The sequence below is a fragment of the Candidatus Pantoea communis genome (assembly GCF_011752685.1).
GTDB lineage: Bacteria > Pseudomonadota > Gammaproteobacteria > Enterobacterales > Enterobacteriaceae > Pantoea > Pantoea communis.
Genome location: NZ_VWXC01000001.1, coordinates 150,626 through 166,975, shown reverse-complemented (window position 1 = coordinate 166,975; position 16,350 = coordinate 150,626). Strand labels below are relative to the sequence as shown.

General features: G+C 54.7%; 13 protein-coding genes. 5 read left to right on the top strand and 8 right to left on the bottom strand.

Translation table 11 applies throughout. From position 1 onward, the window contains the following. Positions 1-6: 6 nt before the first annotated feature. The gene (locus tag F3J37_RS00715) at positions 7-1,194 is read left to right on the top strand and encodes an aminotransferase-like domain-containing protein (protein WP_160867259.1); all 1,188 of its coding nucleotides are present in this window, start codon (positions 7-9) and stop codon (positions 1,192-1,194) included. Between the two features lie 33 nt (positions 1,195-1,227). Here the strand turns inward: F3J37_RS00715 and uxuR are convergent, their stop codons facing one another. From uxuR to uxuA, 4 genes are all read right to left on the bottom strand, one after another. Next, on the bottom strand, positions 1,228-1,995 hold the full coding sequence (uxuR, locus tag F3J37_RS00710) for a Uxu operon transcriptional regulator (RefSeq protein WP_166931234.1): 768 nt from the start codon (positions 1,993-1,995) through the stop codon (positions 1,228-1,230). An 84-nt stretch (positions 1,996-2,079) separates the two neighbouring features. Continuing rightward, the gene (gene uxaC, locus F3J37_RS00705) at positions 2,080-3,498 is read right to left on the bottom strand and encodes a glucuronate isomerase (RefSeq protein WP_166931231.1); all 1,419 of its coding nucleotides are present in this window, start codon (positions 3,496-3,498) and stop codon (positions 2,080-2,082) included. Then, positions 3,495-4,976, bottom strand: coding sequence for a fructuronate reductase (locus tag F3J37_RS00700; protein WP_166931228.1), 1,482 nt, complete (start codon positions 4,974-4,976; stop codon positions 3,495-3,497). The genes uxaC and F3J37_RS00700 overlap by 4 nt, the downstream gene beginning before the upstream one ends. Before the next feature lie 56 nt (positions 4,977-5,032). Continuing rightward, on the bottom strand, positions 5,033-6,211 hold the full coding sequence (gene uxuA, locus F3J37_RS00695; protein ID WP_166931225.1) for a mannonate dehydratase: 1,179 nt from the start codon (positions 6,209-6,211) through the stop codon (positions 5,033-5,035). Between the two features lie 375 nt (positions 6,212-6,586). Here uxuA and F3J37_RS00690 point away from each other — a divergent pair, with 375 nt between their 5' ends. Together F3J37_RS00690 and F3J37_RS00685 are read left to right on the top strand one after the other, a co-directional pair. Further along, positions 6,587-7,888, top strand: a complete 1,302-nt coding sequence (locus tag F3J37_RS00690) for an MFS transporter (protein WP_034827231.1) — start codon at positions 6,587-6,589, stop codon at positions 7,886-7,888. 15 nt (positions 7,889-7,903) lie between these two features. After that, positions 7,904-10,297, top strand: coding sequence for a glycoside hydrolase family 31 protein (locus tag F3J37_RS00685; RefSeq protein WP_166931222.1), 2,394 nt, complete (start codon positions 7,904-7,906; stop codon positions 10,295-10,297). A gap of 89 nt (positions 10,298-10,386) precedes the next feature. Here F3J37_RS00685 and F3J37_RS00680 read toward each other — a convergent pair whose 3' ends face one another. Next, a complete protein-coding gene (locus F3J37_RS00680) occupies positions 10,387-10,932 on the bottom strand; it encodes an NUDIX domain-containing protein (RefSeq protein ID WP_166931219.1) in 546 nt (181 codons plus the stop codon). A 43-nt stretch (positions 10,933-10,975) separates the two neighbouring features. Beyond that, complete coding sequence (locus F3J37_RS00675; RefSeq protein WP_034827224.1) at positions 10,976-11,884, bottom strand: LysR family transcriptional regulator; 909 nt, start codon at positions 11,882-11,884, stop codon at positions 10,976-10,978. A gap of 105 nt (positions 11,885-11,989) precedes the next feature. On the opposite strand from F3J37_RS00675, the gene F3J37_RS00670 reads away from it, so the two are divergent. Then, the gene (locus F3J37_RS00670) at positions 11,990-13,084 is read left to right on the top strand and encodes an oxidoreductase (RefSeq protein ID WP_166931216.1); all 1,095 of its coding nucleotides are present in this window, start codon (positions 11,990-11,992) and stop codon (positions 13,082-13,084) included. A gap of 51 nt (positions 13,085-13,135) precedes the next feature. Here F3J37_RS00670 and F3J37_RS00665 read toward each other — a convergent pair whose 3' ends face one another. Next, positions 13,136-14,359: an MFS transporter gene (locus tag F3J37_RS00665; protein WP_160867267.1), complete on the bottom strand. Its 1,224-nt coding sequence runs from the start codon at positions 14,357-14,359 to the stop codon at positions 13,136-13,138. A gap of 93 nt (positions 14,360-14,452) precedes the next feature. Between F3J37_RS00665 and F3J37_RS00660 the strand changes: the two genes are divergently transcribed. Further along, positions 14,453-15,349 carry a LysR family transcriptional regulator gene (locus tag F3J37_RS00660; protein ID WP_034827218.1) on the top strand — a complete coding sequence of 299 codons (897 nt, stop codon included), beginning with the start codon at positions 14,453-14,455 and terminating at the stop codon, positions 15,347-15,349. Here the strand turns inward: F3J37_RS00660 and F3J37_RS00655 are convergent. Continuing rightward, positions 15,339-16,241: a ParB/Srx family N-terminal domain-containing protein gene (locus tag F3J37_RS00655; protein WP_160867268.1), complete on the bottom strand. Its 903-nt coding sequence runs from the start codon at positions 16,239-16,241 to the stop codon at positions 15,339-15,341. The two genes, F3J37_RS00660 and F3J37_RS00655, sit on opposite strands and share 11 nt — an antisense overlap. Positions 16,242-16,350 lie beyond the last annotated feature (109 nt).

The window sequence follows — 16,350 nt, the reverse complement described above, 5'->3', positions numbered from 1 at the left end:
GGTTTTATGTCGTCGCAAAAATTGTCCAAAAGCGTTCAACGCATTCATTCATCTGCCATTCGTGATTTATTGAAACACAGCAAAATGGAAGGGGTGATTTCTCTGGGTGGTGGCATCCCGAATCCCGATCTGTTTGATACCGAAGGCCTGCAGATCGCCATGGATCGCGCCTTGTCGCAAGATGGTCACAACGCATTTCAATATGGCTTGAGTGAAGGGGATCCGCTATTACGTGAAGCGATCTGCCGCATTTCAGCCGACCGCGGTATTGATTGCACGCCAGACGACGTGGTGATCACTTCTGGCTCCCAGCAGTCACTGGATATTCTCGCCCGCGCGTTAATCAACCCCGGTGATGTGGTGGTGGTGGAGCGTCCAACTTATCTCGCCGCATTGCAGGTTTTCCAGTTGGCTGAAGCGCAGTTCAAATCTGTTGGCACTGACGGCGAAGGCATGATTGTTGATGAGCTGGAAGAGCTAGTCAAACAGACACCAATCAAAGCCGTGTATATCGTTCCGACCTTTGGCAATCCAAGCGGCGTCACCTTATCTGATGCGCGTCGTCAGCAGTTAGTCGCGCTGGCGAAGCAGTATGATTTCCTGATTTTTGAAGACGATCCCTACAGCGAGATCAACTTCACCAATCAGACATTCCGCCCATTAAAATCCCATGCGCAAGCGATGGGGGCCAGCGAGAATGTGATTTATACCTCGACCTTCTCCAAAATCCTGGCACCGGGCGCACGCGTTGGCTGGATCACCATGCCGGGCTGGTTGAAGTCATCAGTGGTGAACCTGAAGCAGGCAACGGATCTGCACACCAGTGCCTTGTCACAATCCCTGACGCGTCATTATCTGGAAACCGGTCGCTTGCCGGAGCAGATTCGCTTGATCCGCGCGGCCTATAAGCAGAAGTGCGATGCATTGTGTGCAGCGCTGGAGACGGAGTTGGGGGATAAGCTGCACTTCTATCGCCCGCTGGGTGGCATGTTCCTGTGGGCAACGTTCAGGGAAGCTTTCAACACTACCGAATGGCTGAAAACCACGCTGAGCAAGGGTGTGGTGTATGTCCCGGGTGAGTTTTTCTACTGTGATAATCCAGATACTTCAACGCTGCGTATTTCGTATGCCTCAGTATCGGAAACCAATCTGGCCGTAGCAGCACAGCGTTTGAAAGCTTCATTACCGCAGTAATCGCCTGAAAGCCCTTGGTAACAAGGGCTTGTTCTAGCCGTTGGCACTGTCCAGCGGCCAGGATTCAAACAGATAACCATCAAAATCGATGTCATCGACATCTGAAAATTCCAGCAGTCGCTGTTTCACATTTTCCAGATGCTGCCACATGGCTTGCTTGGCGGCGCGTGCATCTTTCTTGATCAATGTGGCGAGGATCTTCTTGTGATCGTCGAGCCACTGCTTACGGTAATGAGTGTTCACCAGATGACGATGTAACTGACTCCACATCACATTGTCTTCACGCCACTGCCAGGATTGTTTGAACAACTCGACCAACATACTGTTATGGGTCGCTTCGGCAATCGCCAGATGGAAGTTACGATCGCCGTTCTCGCTCTCATTCACGGCGCCGGATGCCAGTTCTCTCTCTTCCAGTTCCAGTGCCTGACGCATCTTGATGATGTCTTCACGTGTGGCCTGCAACGCGGCAAACTCCGCGATATTACTCTCCAGCAATTGACGCGCCTGCAGCATCTCAAACGGGCCGGCATCGTTACAGGCGGCTTGTGTCGTCGCGCGCGGTGCAGGACTGTCGTTTACCACGTAGATCCCGGCACCCCGGCGCACCTCAATCAAACCTTCCAGCTCCAGCATAATCAGAGCCTCACGCACCAGCGTACGCGTAACATCCAGCAGCGCAGCCAGTTCACGCTCAGGCGGCAAGCGTTCGCCCACGGAATACTGCTTTTGCATAATCATGTTACGCAACATTTCCCCCACTTCCTGATAAGGGCGCTGTGCTGATGCTTGTGTTTTCATGAGCTCTTTTCTGCTAATTAAAAAGTTGACGACCACTGACGCTGCCATCAATTGCGCCCTGCACTATAGCACAGGGCGCAATTTTCAACGTGGATTGAGGGCAAAGTAGCGCTGTGCGTTATTAAAGCAAATATCTTGCAGCATGCTGCCAAGTACGGCTTCATCGTGCGGCACAATGCCATCCTGCACCCATTGACCGAGCAGGTTGCACAGAATACGGCGGAAGTATTCGTGACGTGTGTAAGAGAGGAAGCTGCGTGAATCGGTCAGCATCCCGACAAACTGGCTGAGCAAACCGATTTGCGACAGTTGCTCCAACTGGCGCAGCATGCCATCGCGCTGATCGTTGAACCACCAGCCGGAACCAAACTGCACTTTACCGGCGATGCCCGCACCCTGGAAGTTACCTGCCATCGTCGCCAGCACTTCGTTGTCGCGTGGATTGAGGCAATAGAGAATGGTTTTAGGCAGTTGATCGTTGATATCCATCGCATCAAGCAGGCGAGAGAGCGGCAAAGCGATGTTGTTATCGCCAATCGAGTCAAACCCGCTGTCGGCACCCAGCAGGCGGAACAGCCGGGTGCTGTTGTTGCGGATCGCGCCGATATGCAGTTGCATCACCCAATCACGTTTCGCGTATTCAGCGCCGAGCCACACCAGCACCGCGCTGCTAAACTGCGCGATTTCCAGCTCGCTTAGCGTATCGCCGTTGCGGCGTTTGGACAGAATGGAATCCAATACACGATCATCCGGAACCGGGGCAAAGCGCAGCACTTCGATACCGTGATCTGATGCACGGCAGCCGTGGGCGGAGAAGTGATCTAAACGACGACGCAGGGCGGTGCGCAGTGCGTCAAAGCTGGTGATCGCCACATCCGCTGCCGATTCCAGGCGACCCAGATAGTCAATAAAGCCATCCAGCTCAATCTTAAACACCTTGTCCGGACGCCAGCTCGGCGCAACATCGATATCAATGCTGCTATCTTCGGCAATCTGGCGGTGATATTGCAGGGAATCAATTGGATCATCTGTGGTACCCACCATGCGCACCTTCATCTGACGCATAATGCCGCGCGCAGAAAACGCAGGCGTCGCCAGCTTCTCAGCACACTCATCCCACACGCGTTGGGCAGTGTCCGGCCCAAATAACGTATTGGTGATGCCGAACGGGCGACGCAGCTCCAGGTGCGTCCAGTGGTAGAGCGGATTGCCCAGCGTTTTGGGCACGGTGTGGGCCCACGCGAGGTATTTATCGTAATCGCTCGTAGATTTACCGGTGATCAGCGATTCATCCACGCCCGCAGCACGCAAGGCGCGCCATTTGTAATGGTCACCTTCCAGCCAAATTTGTCCGAGGTTGGCGAACTGACGATCCTCGGCGATCTCTTGCGGATTGAGGTGGCAGTGGTAGTCATAAATCGGCATGTCAGCCGCATAGTCATGGTACAAACGACGCGCAACGTCGCTTTGCAGCAGGAAATCGTCATCCATAAAGTGCTTCATTTCGGCTCCTGATTCAGGGATGCAACGGCGGCGCGGGCACCATGCTGGCAAAGTTGCGCGTACACCTGTTGAAGATGGCTGACGAAGCCCGGATTGGTGGGCAAATCGTCTCCAAAAATGGTTCTCACGGCAAGCAGGGCGCTAACGCGCGCATCACCTTCTGGCGTGTGTTGGTTGATGTCTTTTAGCGTGGTAATTAATGGGTCAACCACATTAAATGCTTCACCTCGTTCGTTTTGTCCGACGACGTAACGCATCCAGCCGGCAATTCCCAGCATCAAGTGGCGATAGTCACTGCCGTGCTTCAGGTGATAGCACACGGAATCGAGCCAGCGCTGTGGCAGCTTCTGACTGCCATCCATCGCAATCTGCTGCGTCCGGTGGCGCAGGGAAGGGTTGCTAAAACGCTCGATCAACTGGCTGGCATAGGCTTGTAAGTCGATACCCTCAGGCATCGACAGCGTAGGTGCCTGCTCTTGCATCATCAGTGCCAATGCCGCCTGGCGATAGGTCGGGAGTTGCATGGTGTCAGCGATGGTTTCACAGCCACCCAAATACCCGAGGTAGGCAAGAAATGAGTGGCTGCCGTTGAGCATGCGCAGTTTCATCATTTCAAAAGGGGCAACGTCTGCCACAAACTGCGCGCCCACGCGATCCCAGTCAGGACGGCCGTTGACAAAGTTATCTTCGATCACCCATTGGCGAAATGGCTCACAGGCCACGCCGCAGGGATCGGCAACGCCCAGCAAGTCGCGAATCTCATGATGTGTTTCGTCGGTCACTGCGGGAACGATGCAGTCAACCATGCTGCTGGGGAAGGTAACGTTCTCATCAATCCAATGCGCCAGTGCCGCATCGCGCAACCGCGCCAGGCCTACCACAGCGGCGCGCGCGACATGGCCGTTATCACGCAGGTTGTCGCAGGAGAGCACAGTAAACGGCCCTAAACCACGCTCACGACGCACACGTAATGCTTCGACAATAAAACCAATGGCGGATTTCGGCGTGCCAGGGTGCGCAACATCGTGTTGAATAAGTGCATTATCCGCATCCAATTCACCGTTGGCACCCTGAGTGCAATAGCCTTTTTCCGTCACCGTCAATGAAGCGATAGCGGTTTCCGGACGAGCCAGCGCTTCGATAATGCCATCGTGTCCATCCAGTGCAGGATGCAAGGCTTCTTTGATGGCCGCAACGAGGTGAACGTCGTTCTGCCCGGCACCTTTTTCCGTCACGCTGTAGAGCAGATTTTGCTGGCGCAGTTGTTCGACCAACAGTTTGCCGTTCGCCGACATCAGGTTGACCTCACAGATGCCCCAGTCAGTGTCACTGATTTCAAGCAGGTGATGCAGATACAACGCCTGATGCGCGCGATGAAAGGCGCCACAGCCGATATGCACAATACGCGGCACCAGCCGCTGATGGTTCCAGGCGGGGCGGGTCACGTTCAGTTCGCCATTGGCGAGGTTAGGTTCCATGTAAACTCCATCTAGCCGGGTGCGCCATCAATGGCACCCGGCAGCAACGAATGCCATCAGAAATAAGCGCGATGAATCGCCAGCTCCACACCGCGAATTTCCGCCAACCCTTTCAGACGACCAATCGCCGAATAGCCGGGGTTGGTTTTCTTTCTCAAGTCGTCGAGCATCTGGTGACCATGATCCGGGCGCATCGGAATCAAATCCTCCTGACCGGCCGCTTTACGACGATGTTCTTCTTCAGCAATCGCCTTAATGACGGCGAACATGTCAACATCGCCGCCTAAATGCGCTGCCTCGTGGAAGGTGTTCGGGTTCTCTTCGCGTTTGGTTGACCGCAGGTGTGCGAAGTAAATGCGTGGGCCAAAACGTTTCACCATGCCGGCGAGATCGTTATCTGCCAACACGCCGTAAGAGCCGGTGCACATGGTGAAGCCATTCGCCGGACTGGGTACGGTATCGATCATCCACTGCATGTCTTCTGCATAGGAGACAATGCGCGGTAAACCCAGAATCGGACGCGGGGGATCATCCGGATGCACTGCCATACGAATGCCGGCTTCTTCTGCTACCGGAATAATGGCGCGCAGGAAGGTGGCGAAGTTTTCACGTAACTCAGCTTTGCCGATGCCGTCATAACGGGCTAATTGAGCACGGAACTGGTCCAGCGTGTAACCCTCTTCTGCACCCGGTAAACCAGCGATGATATTGCGCGTCAGGCGGGTTTTATGTGCTTCGCTCATGTTGGCGAAACGCTCAGCTGCCTGCGCTATTTCCGTGGCGCTGTAATCCTTCTCCGCACCGGGACGTTGCAAAATGTGCAGCTCAAATACGGCAAATTCGACCTGATCGAAACGCAGCGCTTTCGCGCCATCGGGTAACAGATATTCAAGGTCTGTGCGCGTCCAGTCGAGAATCGGCATGAAGTTGTAGCAGACGGTTTTAATACCGCACTGCGCCAGATTTCGCAGAGACTGCTGGTAATGACGGATCCACTTCTGACACTCACCGCTGCCGGTTTTGATCTCTTCGTGAATCGGCACGCTTTCCACCACTGACCACACCAGCCCAGCGGCTTCCACGATGGCTTTACGCTGCATAATTTCGTCCACCGACCACACTTCGCCGTTAGGGATGTGGTGCAGGGCGGTGACGATGCCGGTCGCGCCAGCCTGTCGTGCATCGGCAAGAGAAACGGGATCATTTGGGCCATACCAGCGCCAGGTCTGCTTCATGTTGTTACCTCTTTTAGGTCCTGAAAATGAAACCCAGGACAATTCTTATATTGGTTGACCTATTTATCGGTTAGCGCACCGCTTATGGCGTGGATTGCGCTCTCAGAGCCTAAAATTCGGCTCTTTAACGTCTGATGTCAACCTCGCAAGCCATTTTGGTTAACCAGATCACAAATGCGGCATCTGAGTGGCGACCAGGTTCCGCATCTGTGGTTCACTCCTGGCGGATGGTTAGAGATGACTCACTGAAGTCGCTCCTCAACAACAAGCAGCAATTCCTGGGCGGCAGCCAGCGATATTTCCGGTTTATCGCTGGCCCGCGCATTCACCACAGGATTTGTAAGCTCATGATGTTAATAAAGATTGGAGAACCAGATGAACCGCAGTTTGAATCCAGGGATCGCTGCCGCTGGCAGCAAACGCACCTTCCGCAATTTGCGCTGGTGGGTATTGGTGTTGTTCTTAGCGGGCGTCACCGTAAACTACATCACCCGTAACTCATTAGGCATTCTGGCACCTGAGCTGAAAACCAGCCTGGGCATCACCACTGAACAATATTCATGGATCGTCGGTGCGTTTCAGCTGGCGTACACCTTCTTTCAACCAATTTGCGGCTGGCTGATTGATGTCATCGGCCTTAAAGTCGGCTTCCTGATTTGTGCCTCGGTCTGGGCGGTCGCCTGTCTGTTCCATGCCGGCGCGGCGAGCTGGGTACATCTTGCCATTCTGCGTTTTGTCATGGGCGGAGCGGAAGCCGCAGCCACGCCAGCCAACGCCAAAGTGATAGGCGAATGGTTCCCGAAAAAAGAGCGTCCGGTTGCAGCGGGTTGGGCCGGCGTGGGCTTCTCAATTGGCGCTATGCTGGCGCCGCCCATCATCTACTTCGCGCACGCTTCTTTCGGCTGGCAGGGCGCTTTCCTGTTCACGGGTTGCCTGGCACTGGCGTGGGTGGTGCTCTGGTGGTTGCTGTATCGCGATCCGGAAATTCATCCCAATCTGTCTGCATCGGAACTGGAATTTATTCGTCAGGATAATGAACCGCCTGCCGTCAAATTACCGTTCTTTAAAGCCCTGAAAAGTGTCTCAAAGAATAAACGTTTTTACGGTATCGCCATTCCCGCCTTTATGGCCGAACCGGCGTGGGGCGTGCTGAGTTTTTGGGTGCCGCTCTACCTGGCGAAAGATCTCGGCATGGATCTCAAACAGATCGCCATGTTCGCCTGGATGCCATTCCTCGCGGCGGATCTCGGCAGCGTCGCCAGTGGCTATCTGACGCGCCTCTATACCCGCCTGTTTGGTTTTAGACTGGTCAACTCCGTGGTTGCCAGTTCGGTCACCGGCGCTTTCCTGATGCTTTCCCTCGCATTGGTGGCGATGACCAAAGATCCCTACGTGGCGATTGCACTGATCTCGATTGGCGGTTTCGGTCACCAGATCATCTCCTGCATGCTCAGCGCGCTGGTGGTGGAGAAGTTTGATAAAGGCCAGATGGCCACCGTCAACGGCATGCGCGGTTCCTTCGCGTGGATCTCCAGCTTCCTGTTCTCGCTGGTAATTGGTGTCACCGCCGACAAGATTGGCTTTAACCCGTTATTTGTCGCCATGGGCTTCTTCGACCTGATTGGCGCGGTCTTCCTGATTGCATTTATTGCTGAACGTCGCGCCCAGCGCGCCTGATTAAAGTAGGTAACAATGAAAACCTTAAAGAATTGGTCACTCACGCATTCTGATCAACACCATGTTGCGTTAACCGTCGATGGGAAGTACCAGCTGAACCTATTCGTGCTGGAATCCGGCATGTTCCGTGTTTCGATTAAACGTCAGAGCGGCTATGCACTGGACCGCACATGGAGCATAGCGCCAGAAAGCGATGTGCCGTGGGAAGGGCGTCCACGTGACAGCCTGGCGGGCTTTACCCTGCCAGGGTTCACGCTGGAAGAAGAGGGCGACACGCTGGTGGTTTCCACCGATGTGCTGCGCGTGATTGTCCATCAGCCACTGGCGCTGGAGTGGCAACATCGTAATAGCGCTGGCGCCTGGCAACTGCTGACCTGCGACCGCCCAACCAGTGCCTACCTGATTAACGCGCACGGCGATGGCGTGGCGCACTACCAGCGTCGTATGAATGACGATGCCTATTACGGTCTTGGCGAGAAAACCGGTGACCTTCAACGCAATGGCAAACGTTATGAGATGCGTAACCTTGATGCGATGGGTTACAACGCCTCTTCAACCGATCCGCTGTACAAACATGTCCCCTTTACCATTACGCGCCGCAGCGATGTGAGTTTCGGTCTTTACTACGATAACCTCAGCAGCAGCTGGTTTGATCTCGGCAACGAGTTGGATAACTACCATCAGCCTTATCGCCGCTGGCAGGCGGAAAGCGGGGATATTGATTATTACCTGTTTGTTGGCAGCAAAGTACTGGATGTCACTAAATCCTTTGTGCGTCTGACCGGTAAAACGCTGTTTGGCCCAAAATGGAGCCTCGGTTACAGCGGCTCAACCATGCACTACACCGATGCACCGGATGCACAAAACCAGCTGATGAACTTCATTCGCCTGTGCGAACAGCATGATATTCCGTGCGACTCTTTCCAATTGTCATCGGGTTACACCTCGATCAATAACAAGCGATACGTGTTCAACTGGAACTACGACAAAGTGCCACAGCCGGAAGTGATGAGCCAGGCGTTCCACGATGCCGGTTTGCGTCTGGCTGCCAACATCAAACCTTGCCTGTTGCAGGACCATCCGCGCTACGAAGAAGTCGCGGCGCAGGGCTTGTTTATTCGCGATTCAGAAGAAGAAGCGCCAGAGCGTTCAGTGTTCTGGGACGACGAAGGTTCACACCTTGACTTCACCCATCCCCAGGCGGTGGCATGGTGGCAGGAGAACGTCACCCAACAGCTGCTGGCGAAGGGCATCGATTCGACCTGGAATGACAACAACGAATATGAAGTGTGGGACGGCGAAGCGCGTTGCCACGGCTTTGGTACGCCCATCGCCATCAAGCATATTCGCCCGGTGATGCCGTTGTTGATGATGCGTGCGTCGATGGAAGCGCAGCAGCGTTTCGCGCCAGAGAAACGTCCTTTCCTGATCTCGCGTTCTGGCTGCGCCGGCATGCAACGCTATGTGCAAACCTGGAGCGGTGATAACCGTACTAACTGGACATCACTGCGCTACAACATTCGCATGGGCCTGGGGATGAGCTTGTCGGGTCTGTATAACGTCGGGCACGATGTCGGCGGTTTCTCAGGTGATAAGCCGGACGCTGAACTGTTTGTGCGTTGGGTGCAAAACGGCGTGATGCACCCGCGTTTCACCATTCACTCGTGGAATGACGATCACACGGTGAATGAGCCGTGGATGTATCCGTCGGTCACGCCTGCGATTCGTGCTGCGGTCGAACTGCGCTATCGCCTGCTGCCGTATCTGTATACCCTTTTGTGGCAAGCGCATGCCGATGATGAACCGATGCTGCGCCCAACCTTCCTCGACCATGAGCAGGATAAACAGACCTTCGCCGAGTGCGATGAGTTTATGCTGGGTCGCGATTTGCTGGTGGCCAGCGTGGTGGAAGCCGGTCAGCGTGAACGCACTCTGTGGCTTCCAGATAACCAAACTGGCTGGTATGACTTTGCGACCCAGCAGTGGTACAGCGGCGGCCAGTGGATTACATTGCCAGCACCACTGGAAACCCAGCCGATGCTGGTTCGCGCCGGTGCGGCCTTGCCACTGAGCCAGCGTCTGCGTCATGTTGATGCACAAGCAGATGACCGTCGCACGCTGCAACTTTATCCATTACAGGGTAAAGGCGAGAGCAAAGGCCTGGTATTTGAAGATGACGGTGAGTCCTGGGGTTATCAGCAGGGTAATGCGCTGTGGTTAAGCTGGGAAATGCGCAGCGATGCCGAGGCAATCCACCTGAGCTTCACACGCAAAGGCGATTATCAGCCAGCATGGAAAACGCTGCAAATTGCTTTGCCAGCCGGAGAACGGCGCCAGCTTTACATTGATGGTGTCGCGGTTGCTGCGGCAGATGCGCAAGCAGTGCTGGCGGAGATAGCGAGTCACTAAGCGTCATTGTTCAGGGAGGAGTGCGCAGCAATGCGCACTCTTCAAACGCGCAGCGACCTGACATCAATGTGGCCCTGTGCTTACCCTGCTTAATCAAGCAACCCTTTGGCCCGCGCCAGTAAAAACGCGGTCACCGAAGTGGCATCGGTCACTTTACCTTCCAGCACTAGCTGCAGAAACTCGCTGATTTTCATTTTGCGTGCAGTGAGTCCGACTTCCTCGGCATCCAGATTCTGCCCTTCATAGCGTAATTCGCTGGCAAGATAGATGTGATAACCCTGCGCGGAGTATCCCTGCGCCAGTTTTTGATAGCCCACGTACTGCCAACGATCGGCAATCAATCCCGTCTCTTCCTGCAGTTCGCCCGCCGCCAGTGCTTCCGGTGTAGCGCCAGGGTCCAGCTCCCAGCTGCCTTGCGGCAACTCAATGGTGCGCTCACTTATCGGATAACGATACTGTTCCACCACAAAGATGCTGTCCAGCTCCACCGGAAGGATGACGACAAAATCGTTTTTTTCGATCACCGAATAGAGACCTTCGCTGCCATCGGCACGCTGAATTTTGTCTTCCTTTAACGTCATCCAGCGGTTGCGATAGATTTCCGTTGATGCGAGGGTTTGAATTTCTGGTTTCAAAAGGGGCCTCCATGAAGTGAATCAGTGAGTCAACGATTTAAGCCTATAAACGGGGTGCCGTGACAGGTAACTTATCTGTTTTTTCCATCGCTTGTTTTAAAGCATGAAGAAATACCGTCACCCGTGCTGGCAACTGGCGAGTCGTGGGGAACAATGCCCAGACACCGAGCATCTGCGGTTGAGCATCCTGTAATTCAATGGCGATTAACTCGCCTGAAGCGAGCTCTTCACGGATGTCCCACTCAGATAACTGAGCAATGCCGCTTCCCGCCACGCACAGAGTGCGCACCCCCTCCACGTTACTGCCACTGAAACGGCCTTCCACGCTTAAGCTCGAAATATGCCCATCAATGATGAAGCTCCACTGCACCACGCCTGAGAGTCGCAGGCAGTTGTGATGATGTAAGTCGTTTAATGTCTGAGGCGTGCCGAAGCGTTGAAGATAATCGGGTGAAGCACACAGCATACGCGGGTTGTTAGCCAGACGGTGAGCCACTAAACGGGAGTCACGCAGCGGTGCAATGCGGATAGCGACATCGTAGCCCAACCCTACCAGGTCGGTGACGTCATCGCTCAGCTGAAACTCAATGCGCAGTTCCGGGTTGGCCTCCATCAAGGCAGGCAACAGCGGAATAATAGTACGACGACCAAAGCCAGAAGGCGCCGTAATTCGTAACTGGCCAGTCGCACCTTGCTGGTGTGGTGAAAACAGATTGCGTGCACTCTGTTCGGTTTCCGCCAGCGATTTCGCATAGGGCAGAAACTCTTCTCCCTCGACGGTGAGCGCGATGGCGCGAGTCGTGCGGTGCATCAGCCGCACGCCGAGATCGTCCTCCAGCGAGGCCAGCCGACGCGACACCGTCATCGGCGTAGTATTCAGCCGCCGTGCCGCCTGCGTCAGGCTGCGCGTTTGCGACACCATGAGGAAAACCTCAATATCTTTGGAGTTCATTGTAACGATTTCCGTTATACAGACGTATCATCTTCGGTCATTTTTGCCGCGAAAGCGACACACTATAATGCGCTCTGACGATAATCAGGGAACACGATGTAGCAAATGGCCGATAAACACTTATTTCAGAGCGGGACATTAAATCGACTCGCGCTGAAAAATCGCATCATGGTGGCACCCATGACGCGCATCTCCGCCACGGTAGATGGCGTACCGGGCGATCGCATGAAGCACTATTACGAACGTTTCGCGCGGGGGGGTTTTGGCACCATCATCACCGAAGGGCTGTATATCGACGAAGCCTGGTCGCAGACGTATGCGTTTCAAGCGGGGCTGGTTAATAGCCGCCAGGTCGCAGGCTGGCGTGCCATTACTGATGGTGTGCATCAGCATGGTGGCAAGATCATTGCGCAGCTGATGCATGCCGGCGCGATATCCCAGGGCAATATTTACCGACGCGATACCCTGGCTCCCTCCGTCGTGCAACCGCGTGGAGAACAGCTGGGCTTTTACCATGGTCATGGCGACTATGCGTTGCCAGTTGAAATGAGCGAAGATCAGATTCAGCAGGCGATTGACAGTTTTGCCGAGACCGCTGCGCGCGCCATTGGCGTAGCGGGATTTGATGGCATTGAAATTCACGGCGCCAATGGCTATCTGCTCGATCAATTCTTTACGGATTACACCAATCAGCGTCATGACCGCTGGGGCGGTGATATCGCTGCCCGCCTGTCACTGACCCTGGCGGTGATCCGCGCGGTACGCCAGCGTATAGGCCACGATGTCACTTTAGGTGTGCGTATTTCACAAGGCAAAGTGAATGATTTCCATCATAAGTGGCAAGAAGGGGAAGCGGGCGCAAAACAAGTGTTTCGGTTATTGGCTGAGTCGGGTATTGATTACCTGCATCTCACCGAATACGACGCACTGCAACCCGCTTTTGCGGACAATGCGCTTTCGCTGGTACAGATAGCGCGAGAGGCGGCACCAAGCCTGACTATTGTGGCGAATGGTTCGCTGTCAAACAGCCGTGCCGCCTCTCAGGCGCTGGAGCAGGGGGCGGATTATGTGGCGTTGGGCAAAAGTGCATTGGCCAATCCCGACTGGCCGATGCGTGTCCGTGATGCAGCAGCCTTGCGTGAGTTTGATAACAACCTTCTGGCCCCTTCTGCTGATGTGAAAAACTGCGAACTGGCTTAGCCGTGTCCATAGTTGAACGTGTCAGGCGACGATTATAAGTCGCCTGACACGCTACGCCTGCCGCGACAATCCACTTAACGCCAACCCTGCCAGCGCGATCACCACCGTTAAGCCCACTACCGCATTCCAGCCACCGTGCAGCCAGAACCAGCCGCCGAACGAGCCCGTAATGCTGGAACCCATGTAATAGAACAACAGATATAGCGACGAAGCATGGCCGCGATTGTTACCGGCTAGCGGGCCGACGGAACCGCTCGCCGCAGCGTGCGCCACAAAGAAACCGCTGGTGATCAGGATAATGCCGCCAATCAGACACAACAGGTTATCCGGCACCGTCAGCAAAATACCGGCCAGCAACAACAGAAAACCGGCAATTAGCAACGGCTTACGACCAAACCGATCGGCCAGGCTGCCCGACAGTGAGGAAGAGACAATACCAATCGCATAGGCGCAGAAAATCAGGCTGACCTGTGTCTGGCTAAAGTTAAACGGCGCGTCAGAGAGGCGGAAGGTGGCGTAGTTAAACAGCGTGACAAATACACTGGTGAGGAAGAAACCGGTGGCATACAGGCGAATCAGCCCCTTATTGCCGAGATGACTGAACCAGGCTTTGAAGTGGAAGTGAAGATTGAGGCCGGGTTTGCGTTCGAAATGACGCGATTCAGGTAAAAGCAGCACAAACGCCATCGCTGCTGCCAAACCGAGCACGCCCAGCACACCCATAGCGATGCGCCATGAGGTGAATTCAGTCAGCAACCCCATGCCAACGCGGCCCACCATCGCGCCAAACGCCGTGCCGCCGACATACAATCCCATGGTTTTACCGAGATCTTTTTTGTCGATCTCCTCTGCCAGCCAGGCCATCGCCACCGCGGGGACACCGCCCAGCACCACGCCTTCCACCGCGCGAGCGACCAGAAGCAGATGCCAATTGGGTAGCACGGCGGCGATGAAATTGCAGACCGATGCCAGTGCCATCGACGTGAACATCAATCCACGACGTCCGACCGCCTGAGAAAATGCCCCTGCCAGCAAAATTGACACCGCCAGCAAGCCGGTGGTGAGTGAAAGCGCCAGTGAACTTTGCGCGGGCGTGATGCCAAAAGCATGGGTAAAGGCAGGCAGCAGTGGCTGTACACAGTAGATCAGTGAAAAGCTGGCGAGTCCGAGCATGAAAAAAGCAATACCCGCGCGGCGATACTCACTGCTCCCACGCGCGATGCTGGACGTTGCAGGGGATGAGACAGGCAGGACATTTTCTAACGAGCGGCTCATGGTGATTCCAGGGTAACGAAGATTGCACAACGCTACCGCGCCGCCTATCATCTGTCCAATATATAGCGCTGCATAAAGGTATCTATAAAACAGATGGAGTTACGCCACATACGCTACTTCCTTGCTGTTGCCAGCGAGCGTAATTTTACGCGCGCAGCGGCTAAGCTCGGCATCGGTCAACCGCCGCTTAGTATGCAGATCAAAGATTTAGAAACGGAGATTGGCTATGCGTTGTTCAACCGCACTGCACAGGGCGTGGAACTGACGGAGGCCGGACGTGCATTTTTGCAATCCGTTCAGCCTCTGCCGGGTATCGCTTCTGGGGCGGTGGATGCTGCACGCCGCGCGGCACAAGGTGAATCAGGTTCGTTGCGCTTAGGGTTTACGGGCACCGTGGGGATGAATCCGCTGGTGCCGGGTTTTATCCGCGCCTTCCGACAGGCCTATCCCGACGTGATGCTGAACGTGATGGAGGCCAACTCCATTGTGTTGCTTCAGGCGCTTGCCAATCAGCAACTGGATATCGCGCTACTACGGCAGGAAAACGCGATACCGGATAACGTGACGGTTCAGCTCTTATTGCAGGAACCGCTGGTGGCTGCATTGCCGCTTAATCATCCGCAGGCGCGCTTACGCGGTAAAATTGCGTTGCCGTCGTTGCGCGACGAGCACTTTATTTTGACACCGAAGGAGAGCGGTACCAGCTTGCGTGAATCGGTGCTGCAAGCCTGCCGCCAGCAGGGCTTCACCCCGGTAGAAGGGCAACCCGCGCCGCATATCGTTTCGATATTATCGGTCGTGGCAGCGGGGTTAGGGGTATCGCTGGTGCCGGAATCGATGCGCCAATTCAGCTTATCAGGCGTGGTTTTTAAACAGATAAAAGCGCCGGTACCGACTACCGGATTAGCGGTGGCCTGGCATGAGCATGCATTGACGGCAACGGCGCACAATTTTCTGGGTTTAGTCAGAGGCAGTGGCGTTATTGTTTAAACGCCCAGCCAAGTTTGCCATCCGCAGAAATCATCTTATCGAGTTTCTTCTCGTTGACCTTTTTCATCGCCCCCAACTTTTCAGCGGTGAGCGGTCCGGCATCGCTCTGGGCAATCACCGTGTCTTTAGGTACGTCGGTGATTTTTTCAGCAATGGCGGTGACCGCTGCGCCATAGCCTTTGCGATCGTGCAGATCGAATGATTTCAGCGGCAGTTCAGTCTCAAGCCATTTACCCCAATAGAATTCAAGGAACGGCGGCGGATTGTCCTCTTTCTCAAAGCCGATATCGCGCACGAAATAGACCAGCGAACGATATTCATCATCCTGCATGTGTTTGCGGCCCAACTCTTTCGGCAGATCATGCGGGGTGATTTTGCCTTTAGGCGTATCCAGCCAGACCAGATGGGCGGCTTCCATTTGCTGCCAGAACGCATTCATCGTTTTCAGACTGCGGAAATCATTGGTGATGCGCACCTGTACCAGCGTTTTCAAACCACCAACATCAGCGAAATTACTGAAGGTGTGATGCCCATCAGTGAGATAGAGCGCATTATCCGGAGCGATGACGGCAGTTTTCATCGGTCCTGGCTGTGCACCCACCGGGGCTTTACAGGTGAAGCTGTCAGGATCGGAGATGCGTGATTTGCTGTTGAACTTGTCTACGCCTTTCTGCCCCATGCTTTCACAAAAATCATCGAACAGCTTTTTGGGATCGGCCTGGTAACGGTGCAGTTTGTAATCCAACTGGCGATAACCAATCGCGGCTTGCGTGGGATGCAATTGTGATAACTGCACCTGCACGATATCACCTGCTTTGATATCAGCGGGCAGTGCCGCTGACGCCTGGCCAGAAGACCACAATAGAGCTAACAGTGACCACGGTGTTCTCATTCCCTTTCCTTAAATGGCCTCAAACGAAGCCGCTACGATAGCATTTCTGTCATCTTGCCGCTTTAGTGTTGTGCTTCGCGCTTGACCTATTACAACCCGTTATCCAGAC